Here is a 13,837-nt window from a genome sequence, read left to right as displayed (position 1 = left end):
ACTGCCACCCCGCCTGGCACGGCGCACCGGCGGCTCGGCTCGCAGTGACGGAGCGGCTCGTCGCAGCACCTGCATCGGCCTCGTACCGGCCAAACACCCACGTGAGAGAGTCCTGACCGATCGCGAGGCCTGCGCTGTTCGTGGGCGTGCCGGCGCCAATGAGGGGCTGAGTCGACGACGTCACCGAGCCTGAACCGTCGACCGTGAGGAACAACGTCACCAGCTCGCCGTTCGCTCGAGAGGTCGCGCTGGCCACTGCACCTCCGGGCACCTCGACGAGGCTGCCCACGTCCCAGTCGCCCTGCAGCAACAGGGCTTCGGCGCTTGCGCTCGCGTCGACCACCCGCCGCGCCAGCACGTTGAAGCCATCGGTGTAGACGACGAGAAACCCGCCCAACTCGTCGCTCACCACGAAGGGGTCGACCGACGTGCGCCCCGAGATGCGAAAGCCACCATCGTCACGCGCTCCAAGGTCGCTCGTCAGCCGCGTCGCCCACACCTCGTGCGCCGGGTTGATGACGGCGAGCCCGAAGCCTCCATCTCGCGCCATTGCCAGCCTGGGCCGATGGGGCTTCGGAGACGCCAGCGGGAAGAGCAGTCGCTCGGTGAAGGCACCCGAGGGCTCGAGCCGCAGCGCCCACGCCTCTTCGTCGCTCAGTTGCTCCTGCATTCCCACGACCACCACCCGCCCGAGGCGGTCAGTCGTCACCTGGCCGGTGGTGAGCGGTCGTGGAAGCGTCCTCGGCGGCGCCCACGTCCCCGCGCTGTCGAGCAGATGGAGCGAGCCCCCCGAGAGCAGCGCGACGCCGCCGTTCTGGGCCGTCACGGAAGGTGAGTCGAGACGCGAGGCCGCCAGCTCGAGGTCGGGCGCCGCCGCATGCCCACCGTCGGGGAGCACACGCCATACGACGTGCATGGCCTCGAGCATCGTCAGGCGTTGCCACACCGCGATGGCGCCTCCACGCCACGGGGCGACCTGCGAGAACCGATGACCCGCGCGGCTCTGGCTCAGCTGAGCCGGCGTGCCCGTCGGCACCAACGACGACGAGACCGGCTGCGCCACGACGCCATTGTTGTACGTGGACGACAGCAGCAGCGCGCCGCCGACGGCCGACGAGAACGCCGAGACCGCGACCCTGCTCGTCCCGGTCGCCACCGTTCCGAGGCCGACGAAGCCTCCGTCACTGAGCAACCGCCACCCAAGCCCCCGACCGTCGACCTGCGTCGAGGTCACGACGAAGGTGCCGTCGGAGAGCTCGGCGAGGGCGGCGTTGTCGGTCACGAAGGCGCCGGCGTCGAGGCTGAACGTCGCGGGGCTCGGGTCGTCGAGGCGAGTGACGTACAGCGAGCTGACGCCGCCATCAGAGACGCGATACAGCGCGTACCCTGTGCCCGCGGCAGTGCCGACGACGGCGTCGAGGTCGACCCGCAGCGGTGGCATGGAACGACTCGCCGGAGGGAGCACCGTCAGCGTGCCGCTCGTACTGCTCACCATCTGCGTCCACAGCGTCGCGCCGTCGACCCAGCTCGCCATGAGGTTCGGCCCCGGAGGCGCGAAGTTGAAGCTCCGCACCGGCGTCGCGTACCGAAGCGGCGGAGTGGCGAGCGTTCGCTCGACTGAAACCTGCGCCGGCTTCGAACCCGCCACCTACGACACCTACACCGTCACCCTCAACGCCAAGCTCGCCGGCGCCGACTACGGCAGCATCCAGCTGGGAACGACCACCGGACTCAGCGTCACCAACACCACCGGCAACGTGATTCTCGTGGGCAGCAAGGCCGACCTGCTCGCCGCCCTTGCCACCGTCACTTACACGCCGACCGACGCCAACGTGAATGGTGCAATCACCTTCGGTGTCACCGTGGACGACGGCAACAACGGCGGAACGCGGCTCCCCTCGGGTGTCACCGGCCCCACCTCCGCCAGCAACACCTTCACCCTCATCAGCACCGATGTGAATGAGGCCCCGGGCATCGCCGGCCTTGATGCCGTGTCGCCCTCCCTCTACTCGGAAGGGGGTGCCGCCGTCGTCATCGACGCCAACGCCACCTTGACCGACCCGGAACTCGACATCTACCCGAGCTGGGACGGGGCCGTCCTGCGCATCGAACGTGACGGCGGCGCCAATGCCCAGGACGTCTTCGGCGTCACCGGCAGCGGCAGCACCGGGATCAATTTCAGTGGCACCGACATCCGCAGCGGCAGCACCGTGGTGGGCACCTTCACCAACACCGGCGGCACCCTGGCCATCACCTTCAACACCAACGCCACCGCCGCCATTGCAGACAGCGTCCTGCAGGCCGTCACCTACCGCAACAGCAGCGACGCGCCCCCCGCGTCCGTCACCCTCGCCTACACCATCAACGACCAGAACCCCAACGTCGCCGGCGGTGGCACACCCGGCAGCGGACAGGACCAGGGCAGCGGTGGACAGCTCAGCGGCGGCGGCAACATCCAGATCAACATCAACCAGGTGGTGGACAACCCCGTCCTCTCTGCCGGCGGCGCCAAGACCTACACAGAAAACGACCCCGCCCTCAGCGTCGACAGTGCCATCACCCTGAGCGACGCCGACGACACCCAGATGAGCGGCGCCACCATCAGCCTGAGCAGCGGCTTCCTGCCCGGCGACGTTCTCGCGGTGAACACCGCCGGCACCGGCATCACCGCCAGCTACGACGCCGCCACGGGCGTCCTGACCCTGTCGGGCAGCGACACCACCGCCCACTACCAGAGCGTGCTGCAAAGCCTCACCTATCTCAGCACCAGCGAAGACCCCAACAACAACAACACCCTCGCCAACCGCACCCGCACCGTCAGCTACAACATCGCGGACAGCGGCTCGGGGGGCGCAGGCACTGGCACCGGCACCACCACGCGGACCATCAACATCGTCCCGATCAACGACACCCCGGTACTCGGCGGGGCCGGCTCGACGCGGACCTTCACCGAGAACGACCCCGCCCTGCTGCTCGAACCCGTCGGCTGGACCCTCACCGACGTGGACGACACCCAGATGGTCTCGGCCAGCGTCCGCATCAGCGCCGGACTCGGGAGCGGAGACACCCTCAGCGCCGCCACCCTGCCCCCGGGCTGGACCCAAAGCTACAACGCCGGCACCGGCACCCTGAGCCTCAGCGGCACCGCCACCGATCTGGCCAACGTACTCGCCGCACTCCAGACCGTCAGCTACAGCAACACCAGCGAAGCACCATCGACTGCCCCCCGCACCATCAGCTGGCAAGTGCTTGATGCCAACAGCGACGCCGCCAGCAACGGCAATCAGCTCACCAACACCCTGACCACCACCCTCAACGTGGTTTCCGTTCCCGACGCGCCGGTGGCCGTGAACGACACCGACAGCATCACCGAGGGCAATGCCACCACCAGCGGCAACGTCAAGCCCGGCACACCCGGGCAGGACAGCGACCTCGACAACACCAACGCCCAACTGACCATCAGCGGCATCCGCATCGGCACCGAAGCCGGGGGCGGCGCCATGAGCCCCATCGCCCCTGGCACCACCGGCGCCGACGGCACGGTGGTGCCGGGGCTCTATGGCAGCCTGCGCATCGGCGCCGACGGCAGCTACACCTACACCCTCGACAACACCAATCCGACGGTCAATGCCCTGAAGACCGGCGACAGCCTCACCGAGGTCTTCGCCTACACCCTCACCGACCCGGACGCCCTGAGTGACATTGCCGAGCTCACCATCACCATCGACGGCGTGACCGACGGCGGCCCCTCCATCACCCCGGCCGATGGCAACGGCGCGGCCACCGGCCAGACCACCGTCCATGAAGCCGGGCTCACCAGCGTGGCGGACACCACCGAAACCAACACCGGCACGCTCACCCTCAGTGCCGACGACGGTCTGGCGAGCGTCACCATCGGCGGCACCAGCGTCAGCCTCGCCCAGATCAACAACCTGGGCACGACGCCCATCACCATCACCACGCCGAAGGGCGAGATCACCCTCACAGGCTTCACCGCCGGCAGCACCGTTGGCGGCATACCGACCACCGGCACCCTCGCCTACAGCTACACCCTGAGCCACGATCAGACGACGCCGGGCGCCAACGAGAGCAGCGACGCCATCGCCCTGCAGATCACCGATGCCGGAGGCGCAAGCGCCAGCGGCACCCTGACCGTCCGCATCGTGGACGACCAACCCACCGCCAACGCAGACACCAACAGCGTCAACGAAGGCATCACCAACGCCCCCACCACCACCACGGGCAACGTTGTGGCAGGGGGCTCGGCCGGTGATGTGGCCGACCGGCTGGGCGCCGACAGCGTCCCCGGCCCGGTCACCGACGTGAGCTTTGGCGCCACGCCCGGCACCCTCGGCGCCCCCCTGGCCGGCGCCTACGGCACCCTCACCCTGGCGGCCGACGGCAGCTACTCCTACAGCCTCGACAACACCCATCCGGCCGTGGCCGCCATGCGTGCGGGTGACACCCTGACCGAGGTCTTCAACTACACCATCACCGACAAGGACGGCGACACCGCCAGCGCCACGCTGACCATCACCATCAATGGCCAGAACGATCCTCCCGTCGCGGTGGACGACGGCATCCTCGTCACCCCGGAAGACACCCCACTGCGCGGCATCCCGGTGCTGAACAACGACTCCGACCCCGAGAACGACCCGCTGACGGTCACCTCCGCCACGATTCCGCCGGAACAGGGCACGGTCATCCTCAACCCGGACGGCACCCTGGACTTCATCCCGGCACCGAACTTCCACGGCACCGCCGTGATCACCTACACCATCAGCGATGGTCACGGCGGCACCGATACCGCCACCGTCACCATCCAGGTCACGCCGGTGGACGATGTTCCGGTCGCCACGAACGACGTCCTCACCACCCCCGAGGACACGCCCCTGAGCGGCACCCTCACCGGCAACGACATTCCCTCCGGTGACGGCGGCAACGTATGGACGAAGGCCAGCGACCCGTCCCACGGCACGGTCGTGGTCAACCCCGACGGCAGCTTCATCTACACCCCGAACCCGGACTACCACGGCCCCGACAGCTTCACCTACACCATCACCGATGCGGACGGAGACACCTCGACGGCCACCGTCACGCTCACCGTCACACCGGTAAATGACCCGCCCACCGGCGCCGACAAGACCGTCACCCTCAAGGATGGGCAGCCCATCATCCTGTCGCCCGCCGATTTCGGCTACGCCGACCCCGACAACGACCCGATGGCCTCGTTGCGCATCGACACCCTGCCCCCCGACGCCCGGCTGCTTCTCAACGGTGTTCCGGTGCAACCCGGGCAGATCATCAGCATCGCCGATCTGACTGCCGGCAAGCTGGTGCTGGTGCCCGGTGCCGCCACCCGCACCCAGACCTTCGATTTCTCGGTGTTCGACGGCCAGCTCTTCCAGGTCAGCCCCAACACCTTCACGGCCCTGGTCGAGCTCACCCCCGACGTCATCCTGCCGAAACCCGATGTCACCCCGCCCACGGGCACGACGGATCCGATCTCGCCGCTGGAGTACTTCTCGCAGCCTTCGGAACAGCGCTGGCCGGTACCCCGACTGTTCCCGCCCTTCGTCCCCGCCCTGCACGTATTGCCCGGCGTTGCCGACGTCAGCATCGAACGGGGCATAGGCTCGGGCATCGTCCCCAATCTTGCCGACAGGGCAACGGTTGGCGAAGTACGCAGCGCCATCCTCGGCGACTACCTGCGCGACGGCCACGCACTCTACGTACAGCACGCCGTGCGCCACGAACCCATCGCCACCACCCATGCCCTGCACGTCCAGCATTCGGTACGTGCCACCCAGGCCGAAGCCGAAATTGCCGATGCCCAGAGCACGAGTCGCGGCAACACGGCAGCGACCGGTGTGACCACCCTGCTCGACCCCTTCGCCATCGGCGTTCCCGCACCGACCGTCGACACCCGACCGGCAACGCAGGGCACGGCGACACCCGCCCGTGCCGCCACGCCGGCACGGCAAGCCGCCGAAGGTTTCAGCAGCCAGATCCGCAATGCCGCCTCCGACCTGCGGCCGCGCGCCGCCCACACCAGCCGCAGCCCGCTGGCACCCAGTGCCAAGCGTTGACCCAGGAAACCCCCGAGAAATGACCTCCACGACCATGAAGCCGACCGCCATGAACGCCACCCGCCGCCTCGCCGCCCTCCCCCGTCTCGGCGCCATTGCCGCCGCGCTGACCCTTGCCGGCTGCGCCGTGACACCCACCCTCGTCAGCCAGGAAGAAGTCCAGAACCGCATCAGCGCCGACGCCGCGCAGATGTACGCCGATCAGGCCCCCATCGACGCACCGGTGAGCCTTGACGAAGCCATTGCCCGCTCCCTCAAGTACAACCTCGACTACCGCCTGAAGAAGATGGAGTCGGCCCTGGCCTTCGGCCTGGCGGACTACGCCCGTTACGACATGCTGCCCCAACTGCTCGCCACCGCCGGCTACCGGGCCCGCAACAACGATTCGGGCGGCACCAGCATCGGTATCGAAGACCGGCTGGAATCCCTTCGCCCCTCCACCTCCGAAGAGCGCCGCCATTGGCTCGCCGGGGCCGAGTTCTCCTGGAACCTGCTCGATTTCGGCGTCTCCTACTACCGGGCCCGCCAACAGGCCGACCAGTTCCTGATTGCCGAAGAGCGCCGCCGCAAGGTCGTGCAGAACATGCTCCAGGACGTCCGCGCCGCCTACTGGCGCGCCCTGGGCGCCCAGCGCCTGTCAGCCCAGGCCGAAGAAGTCCTGAAGCGCGCCAACGACGCCCTCCAGCGCTCCCGCGAGGCCGAGAGCCAGCGCATCATCCCGCCGGTCCAGGCCCTCAACTACCAGCGCGCGCTGCTTGACGCCACCTCCCTGCTCAACCTGCGCCGCCAGGATCTCGAGTACGCCAAACGCGAGCTCGCCGCCCTCATGAACGTCCCGCCGGGCACTGCCTTCACCGTCGCCGACAACCGGGAAGCCGCGCTGCCGCAGCTTCCGGCCGACGTCCGGGCCCTGGAAGACATGGCTCTCGCCCAGCGCCCCGAACTGCGCGAGGAAGACCTGCGCAAGCGCATCACCGGTGACGAAGCCCGCAAGCAGCTTCTCTCCATGCTGCCGGGCATTACCTTCGATGTCGGCACCCAATACGACTCCAACAAGTATCTCTACAACGACAGCTGGATCCAGGGCGGCCTGCGCGTCTCCTGGAACCTCATGCGCCTTGCCGCCCTTCCCTCGCTGAACACCGCCCAGGAACGCCAGGTCAAGACCGACGAAGCGCGTCGCATGGCCCTCGCCATGGCCATCCTGACCCAGGTCCGGGTCGGAGTCGAACGCTACCGTCTGGCCATGACCGACCTGCAGATCGCCGACACCAGCGCCCAGGTGGATCAACGCCTCGCCGACTACGCCAAGGCCTCCGTCACCGCCCGCCTCGACAGCGATCTGGAAGCCGTACGCACCCAGACCCGCGCCCTGCTCGGCAACTACCAGCGTGCCAACGCCTACGCCAACGCCCAGATCGCCTACGGCCGCATCTACAACTCCGTGGGCCTCGACCCCCTGCCCGACAACTTCGAACAGGACGACCTGAAGACGCTCAGCGGCCGCATCGGCGAGCATCTGCGCAAAGCCGAGAAAGACGCCTTCGCCCTCACCGCCCAGGCCGGCAGCGCGACGGAGGCCAAGTGAGCCTCACCCGCCCTCTGCTTCTTGGCCTGGCCATGACCGGCATCCTGCCGGCCATGGCCCAGACACCGCCCCGCGCCGCCGCGGCTGCCACGGCGACGGCCCCCGCCGCGGGTGACGCCATCCGCGTTCTGCTCACGCCTGACCGGGAAACCACCCTGGCCAGCCCCATACCGGGTCGCATCCGCACCCTCAACACCTCCCTCGGCGGCGCCTTCGGGGCAGGGCAATTGCTGATCGGCCTGGAATGCGACGAACCCAATGCCCGCCTGCGCATCGCCAAGGCCGAGCTGGCTTCCGCCGTCGAACAGCTCGACGCCAAAAAGCGCATGCAGGCCCTGCAGCAGGCCGGTGATGTAGAGATCAACCTGGCGGCCAGCGCCGCCGAAAAGGCGGGAGCCCAGGTTGCCCTGCAACAGGCTCAGGTGAGCCAGTGCAGCATCACCGCCCCCTGGTCCGGCCGCACGGCCAAGGTACATGTGCGCAGCCACATGAGCGTCACCGCCGGCCAACCCCTTGTTGATCTCGTGAAGTCCGGCCCGCTCAAGCTCCGTCTCAACGCCCCCTCGCGCTGGCTGGGCCAGCTCAAGACCGGGCTCGCCTTCGAAGTCGCCATCGAGGAAACCGGCAAGCGCTACCCCGCCAGGGTCAGTGCCGTAAACAGCCGGGTCGATTCGGTCAGCCAGACCGTCGAACTCGAAGCCACCCTTGCCGGCAGCTACCCGGAACTGCTCCCGGGCATGAGTGGTACGGCCGTCTTCCCTCCCCGCTGACCCGTGGCTGCTCCCGATACGGCGCCGCCCCTGCTCAACCAGCCGGCCCTCGAAACCCTGCTCTACCTGGAGGGGCGCGCCCGGGCGGCAACCCTTCTGACGACCCTCGGCTTCACCCTGACCAACGAAAGCCTGGCGCTCTTTCCCTATCGTCAGGCAGCCCTGTTTCTGTGCGACGCCTTTGGCACCCTGCGCCTTTCGGCGGCCTCGGGGCTGGTGTCGGTAGCGGAGGATTCGCCCTACACCACCTGGCTGTCCCGCTACGTGCGCCAGCTCCCGCCCCTTGAGGCGCCCACCCCCTTCAATCTTGTCGACGCACCCGAAGACATCGCCGAAGGCTGGAGTGAATGGCTGCCCGGACATCTGCTCGCAGTCCCCCTGAACGCCCCGGATGGCACCCCGGTCGGGCTCGCCCTGTACGCCCGGGAGCAGCCCTGGCTGGACAACGAGAAAGCCCTCGTGGCCCGCCTCCATGCCACCTATGGATACTGCGCCTGGGCCTTGTCGCGCAGTCGACCGGGCGTCGTCGAACGCCTGAGACGCTGGCGCAGCACCCGCGCCGCACGGTGGACAGCCCTGGCCCTCGCCGCCAGCCTGCTGATCCCGGTCCGCCTGTCCACCCTGGCGCCCGCCGAAGTCGTGGCGCTCCATGCCCCGGCTGTCACCGCCCCACAGGATGGCGTGATCAAGACTTTCCATGTGCAGCCCAACGTTCCCGTAAAGGCTGGCCAAGCCCTCTTCTCCCTGGACGACACCACCCTCTCCAACCGTCGCGAAGTCGCCCTCAAGGCACTGGCCATCGCCCAGGCCGACGCGCTGGTGGCCCAGCAAAAAGCCTTCGACGACACCCGCAGCAAGGCCGAGATGGCCGCCGCCCTGGGGCGCGTCAAGGAAAAGGAAGCCGAACTCGCTGCCATCACCGAACTGCTCGGGCGAATCGAAGTACGCGCCGAACGGGACGGCATTGCCGTCTTCGGCGACCCCAATGACTGGCTCGGCCGTCCGGTGCAGACCGGCGAGCGGGTGATGCAACTGGCCGACCCCCGCGATGCCGGCGTGCTGGTCTGGCTACCGGTGGGCGACGCCCTCAACCTCGAAGCCGGCGCCCCCCTGCGCCTGTTCCTGCACACCCAGCCCCTCTCGCCCCTGGATGGCGAACTTCTGCAGACCAGCTATCAGGCCGTGACCAGCCCCGACGGGGTGGCGTCCTACCGGCTGCGCGGCCGCTTCACCGACAGTGAAACCCCGCGCATCGGCCTCAAGGGCACGGCGCGGGTGTCCGGCAACTGGGCGCCCCTGGCCTACTATGTGCTGCGCCGCCCCCTCGCCAGCCTGCGGGAGTGGACTGGTCTGTGACGCCCCTGCTCCCTCCCCTGCGGGAAGAACTGCGCCTGCTGCCGGCGGCGGCCAATGGCGACGGCTCCCCGGCGTGGATGATCCACGACCCGGTATGCAACCGCTTCTTTCGCATCGGCTGGCTCGACTTCGAAATGCTCGCCCGCTGGGATCTGGGCTCGCCGGCCGCCGTGGTCGAGTCCATCCAGTCGGAAACCACCCTGATGCCCAACACGGGCGACCTGCAAGCCCTCACGGCCTTCCTTGAGCGCCACAGCCTCCTGCGCATCGCCACCCAGGCGGGTGTCCGGAGCCTCACCGAGCGGGCCGCGCGCCGGCAGGAATCTCCCTTCACCTGGCTGCTCCACCACTACCTGTTCTTTCGCCTGCCCCTGGCCCGCCCCCAGGACTGGCTCGGACGCATTGCCCCGCGGCTGGACTGGCTCTACCAGCCCGCCACCGCCGTGCTGATCGCACTGCTCAGTCTGGCAGGCCTGCTCCTCGCCGGGCGTCAATGGGACAGCTTCCGCACCAGCTTTGTGGACAACCTGAGCACCGGCGGCCTGATCGGCTTTGCCCTGGCCCTGACCTGCGCCAAGGCCCTGCACGAGTTCGGCCACGCCCTCACCGCCACCCGCTACGGCGTGCGGGTGGCCCACATGGGTGTGGCGATGGTCGTGCTATGGCCCATGCTCTACACCGACACCAGCGAAAGCTGGAAGCTCGCCAATCCGCGCCAGCGACTGGCCATCGCCAGCGCCGGCATCGTCGCCGAACTGGCCCTCGCCGGTCTGGCCACCCTGGCCTGGAGTCTGGTGCCGGACGGCCCCCTGCGCAGCGCCCTGTTCTTTCTCGCCACCACCAGCTGGGTGCTGACCCTTGCCGTCAATGCCAGCCCTTTCATGCGCTTCGACGGCTACTTCATCCTCGCCGACCTGCTCGACATGCCCAATCTCCACGAGCGGGCCGGCAACCTGGCCCGCACCTGGCTGCGACGGCACCTCGCCGGGCTCGACGAACCCTGGCCCGAACGCCTGCCGCCCGGTCAGCATGCCGGCCTGATCACCTTTGCCCTGATCACCTGGGTATACCGCCTGGGTGTCTTCATCGGCATCGCCGTCGCGGTGTATTACATGTTCTTCAAAGCCCTGGGCATCCTGCTGTTCCTGGTGGAAATCGGCTGGTTCGTGCTTCGCCCCCTGATTGTGGAGATGCGGGAGTGGCGAAACCGGCGTAACGACATTCCGGTGTCCCGCAAACGCGGCGCCCTGATCGCTGCGCTGATCCTCATCCTCGCCGGCCTGATCCCCTGGCCCGGCAGCCTGTCCGGTGCCGGCTGGCTGCACGCAGAGCGCCAGCACACGGTGCATGCCCCCCTGGCGGGCCGGGTGGTTCGGCTGGCCAGCAGCGGCCCGGTTGATGCCGGGCAATTGCTCGTCGAAGTGGAATCCCCCGAACTGCTGCTCTCGGCGCGGCGGGCCGATGGTCAGCGGGAAAGCAGCGAACGGGAGCTGGCCGGCCTGAGCGGCCTGCCGGATGGAGAGCAGCGGCGCGCCCAAATCCAGGGCCAGCTCGACAAATATGCCGCCGAAGCCGGCGCCTTCCGCGACGAAGCAGCCCGCCTGCAACTGCTCGCCCCGTTCAAAGGGCAGCTTGTGGACGTGGACCCCAGTCTGGCCGCCGGGGTGTGGGTTGCGCCCCGCCAAGCACTCGGGATGGTGATTGATCCGACGGGCTGGATCGTCGAGGCCTTCATTCCGGAAGCCGATGTCGGCCGGGTCCGCCCCGGTGATGCGGCCCGCTTCCACCCCGCGGGCCAACCCTTCGGCATTCTTGAGGGCAAGGTAATCGAGGTCGACTCCACACGCAGCACCACCCTGCCCCATCCGGCCCTCGATGCGGCCGCCGGCGGGCCGATTGCCACGCTGCCGAATCAGCAGCAGAACCCGGCCCTTGGCCGATCCCCGCGGGAATCCCTCTACCGGGTACGCATCGTCGTCGACGGATCGCCCGCCCTTTCGCGCATTGCCATCGGCGAAGTACGCATCGCCGGCGAAGGGCGCGCATGGCTTCCCGCCGCGGCGAACCGGATTCTGGCGGTGGGTGTGCGCGAACTGGGTTTCTGATCCGCCGGGCAGCACCACTCTGCAAGGCTGAGAGGGTTGCCCTCCACTGGCCGGATCACCCGATGGGTGAGGCTGAAGGGGTTTATAGGACGCGCTGAGGGCGGCTGGAGGGACTGTAGGGGCGACTTCAGTCGCCCGCGGACTTCGATCAACGGCATGCCTGTGATCGACGCGCGGATGGGCGACTGAAGTCGCCCCTACAAGTCGCCCCTACAAGTCGACCCTACAGGAGAGACCGTATCGACCGTCAGACGACGCGTCGAACGGAGGAAATAGGTTTATTCACCCCTCTGACATCAAAGCACGCGACGCTCCACCAGCGCCTGGGCAATGGTGCCCGTGTCGGTATGCTCCAGCTCGCCGCCAACCGGAATGCCCCGGGCAATGCGGCTGACCCGGACACCCCGGCTGCGCAGCAGCTCGGAAATCATGTGCGCGGTGGCCTCACCCTCGTTGGTGAAGTTGGTGGCCAGGATCACCTCCTGGACGACGCCGTCGCCGGCCCGGGCCAGGAATTTCTCCAGGCCCAGCTCCCGCGGGCCGACCCCGTCGAGGGGCGACAGACGCCCCATCAGTACGTAATACAGGCCGTGGTAACTGTGGGTCTGCTCCAGCATGGCCAGATCGGAAGGCATCTCGACCACGCAAAGCTGGGTGGCGTCCCGCTGCGGATTGGCGCAGCGGTTGCAGATGTCCTCTTCACAGAAGGTGTTGCAGCGGGAACAGTGGCGCAGCACCTCCAGCGCATGCCCGAGGGCCGTCGCCAACCGCGCCGCGCCGCGCTGATCCCGCTGCAGCAGGTGAAAGGCCATCCGCTGGGCAGACTTCGGCCCCACCCCCGGCAGACAGCGCAAGGCCTCGATCAGTACATCGAGGCTGGAGGGAGAGCTCATGACGCCGCCCGACCGCGGTCAGAACGGCAGCTTGAAGCCGGGGGGCAGGTTGAGCCCCGAGGTGAAGCCGGCCATCTTCTCCTGGGTCGTGGACTCCACACGGCGCACCGCGTCATTGACGGCGGCGGCGATCAAGTCTTCCAGCATTTCCTTGTCGTCCATCACCGACGGGTCGATGGTGACACGACGCACGTCGTGCTTGCAGGTCATGGTGATCTTGACCATGCCGGCGCCGGACTGCCCTTCGACTTCGATGCCGCCCAGGCTGTCCTGCATTTTCTTCATGTTCTCCTGCATTTGCTGGGCCTGTTTCATGAGGCCAGCGATGCCGCCTTTCATCATGGTGATGCTCTCCGGGTAAGAATTAGAGGGGTTTGACCGACGCTGCTTCCAGCGTCGCATCGAAACGTTCGATCAGTTCGCGAACGAAAGGGTCTTGCTCAAGGGAGGCCAGGGCGGCCGCATGGCGCACCGCCTTGTCGGCCTGATTGCGCTGGGCGGGGGTCTCGGTGGCGATCTCGCCCACCTCGATGCTCACCCGCACCGGGCGCCCGAAGTGGTTCGACAAGGCCTCCTGCAGTTTTTCGGCGCCGCTCTTGTTGATCTGCAGCAGGTGCCGCTGGTCATTGGCAAGGCGCAGACGGAAGCAATTACCGGCCACCTCCAGCAACTCGCTGTGCTGGGCCAACTGGAGATTGAAGCCCCCCAGGCCCACCTGCTCCTGCAGGGCATGCCAATCCACCGTCTCCGGCAAAGCCTCATCGGGTATTGCCACCACCGCCGGCGGCGCTTCGCGCGGCGGCATCGACGGCGCGGGCATGGGCGTGGGCTCGGCCTGCGCCGGCATCGCAGCCTGGACAGGCGGAGGCACGACGGGCGAGGGGCAGGTCAGTGGCAGCGCGTGGGCCTCGGGCGGCAGATCCTCCCAGGGCGGAACACTGCTGCCGTGCTCGGCGGTGAAAGCCGAAGCTGCAACAGGTGGCGGCGGCGCCGAAGCTGCGGGGGCGGGCTCGCTCACCTGCGCAGGGGCGGCGAC

9 protein-coding genes are annotated in these 13,837 nt (G+C 68.2%); 5 read left to right on the top strand and 4 right to left on the bottom strand.

The window, feature by feature from the left end; translation table 11 throughout:
• Positions 1-1,534: hypothetical protein (locus tag J0L98_RS19070; RefSeq protein ID WP_296413510.1), on the bottom strand; the 1,534-nt coding region annotated here is incomplete at its 3' end.
• A gap of 25 nt (positions 1,535-1,559) precedes the next feature.
• Here J0L98_RS19070 and J0L98_RS19065 point away from each other — a divergent pair.
• From J0L98_RS19065 to J0L98_RS19045, 5 genes are read left to right on the top strand one after another with little or no spacing between them, the layout of a single operon-like run.
• Positions 1,560-6,089, top strand: a complete 4,530-nt coding sequence (locus J0L98_RS19065) for an Ig-like domain-containing protein (RefSeq protein WP_296413508.1) — start codon at positions 1,560-1,562, stop codon at positions 6,087-6,089.
• Positions 6,090-6,108: 19 nt separating this feature from the next.
• Positions 6,109-7,677, top strand: coding sequence for a TolC family protein (locus J0L98_RS19060; protein WP_296413506.1), 1,569 nt, complete (start codon positions 6,109-6,111; stop codon positions 7,675-7,677).
• Positions 7,674-8,447, top strand: a complete 774-nt coding sequence (locus tag J0L98_RS19055) for an efflux RND transporter periplasmic adaptor subunit (protein ID WP_296413504.1) — start codon at positions 7,674-7,676, stop codon at positions 8,445-8,447. The genes J0L98_RS19060 and J0L98_RS19055 overlap by 4 nt, the downstream gene beginning before the upstream one ends.
• Before the next feature lie 3 nt (positions 8,448-8,450).
• The gene (locus J0L98_RS19050; RefSeq protein ID WP_296413502.1) at positions 8,451-9,803 is read left to right on the top strand and encodes an HlyD family efflux transporter periplasmic adaptor subunit; all 1,353 of its coding nucleotides are present in this window, start codon (positions 8,451-8,453) and stop codon (positions 9,801-9,803) included.
• Entirely contained in the window at positions 9,800-11,908 is a 2,109-nt protein-coding gene (locus tag J0L98_RS19045; RefSeq protein WP_296413501.1) for an HlyD family efflux transporter periplasmic adaptor subunit, read from the top strand. The genes J0L98_RS19050 and J0L98_RS19045 overlap by 4 nt, the downstream gene beginning before the upstream one ends.
• Positions 11,909-12,204: 296 nt before the next feature.
• Here J0L98_RS19045 and recR read toward each other — a convergent pair whose 3' ends face one another.
• The 3 genes from recR to J0L98_RS19030 all read right to left on the bottom strand — a co-directional run.
• Positions 12,205-12,801: a recombination mediator RecR gene (gene recR, locus J0L98_RS19040; RefSeq protein WP_296401769.1), complete on the bottom strand. Its 597-nt coding sequence runs from the start codon at positions 12,799-12,801 to the stop codon at positions 12,205-12,207.
• 18 nt (positions 12,802-12,819) lie between these two features.
• Positions 12,820-13,143: a YbaB/EbfC family nucleoid-associated protein gene (locus J0L98_RS19035; RefSeq protein ID WP_296401768.1), complete on the bottom strand. Its 324-nt coding sequence runs from the start codon at positions 13,141-13,143 to the stop codon at positions 12,820-12,822.
• Positions 13,144-13,165: 22 nt separating this feature from the next.
• Positions 13,166-13,837, bottom strand: a 672-nt coding sequence (locus J0L98_RS19030) for a DNA polymerase III subunit gamma/tau C-terminal domain-containing protein (protein WP_296413500.1), incomplete at its 5' end; no start/stop codon positions are given.

Origin of the sequence: Zoogloea sp. (genome assembly GCF_017302315.1) — a bacterium.
GTDB lineage: Bacteria > Pseudomonadota > Gammaproteobacteria > Burkholderiales > Rhodocyclaceae > Zoogloea.
This window is presented reverse-complemented; position numbering and strand designations above follow the sequence as displayed.

Bases quoted from the DNA above. Each gene is read 5' to 3' on its own strand.
- J0L98_RS19060 (WP_296413506.1), top strand. From the start codon at position 6,109: ATGACCTCCACGACCATGAAGCCGACCGCCATGAACGCCACCCGCCGC.
- recR (WP_296401769.1), bottom strand. From the start codon at position 12,801: ATGAGCTCTCCCTCCAGCCTCGATGTACTGATCGAGGCCTTGCGCTGT.
- J0L98_RS19035 (WP_296401768.1), bottom strand. From the start codon at position 13,143: ATGATGAAAGGCGGCATCGCTGGCCTCATGAAACAGGCCCAGCAAATG.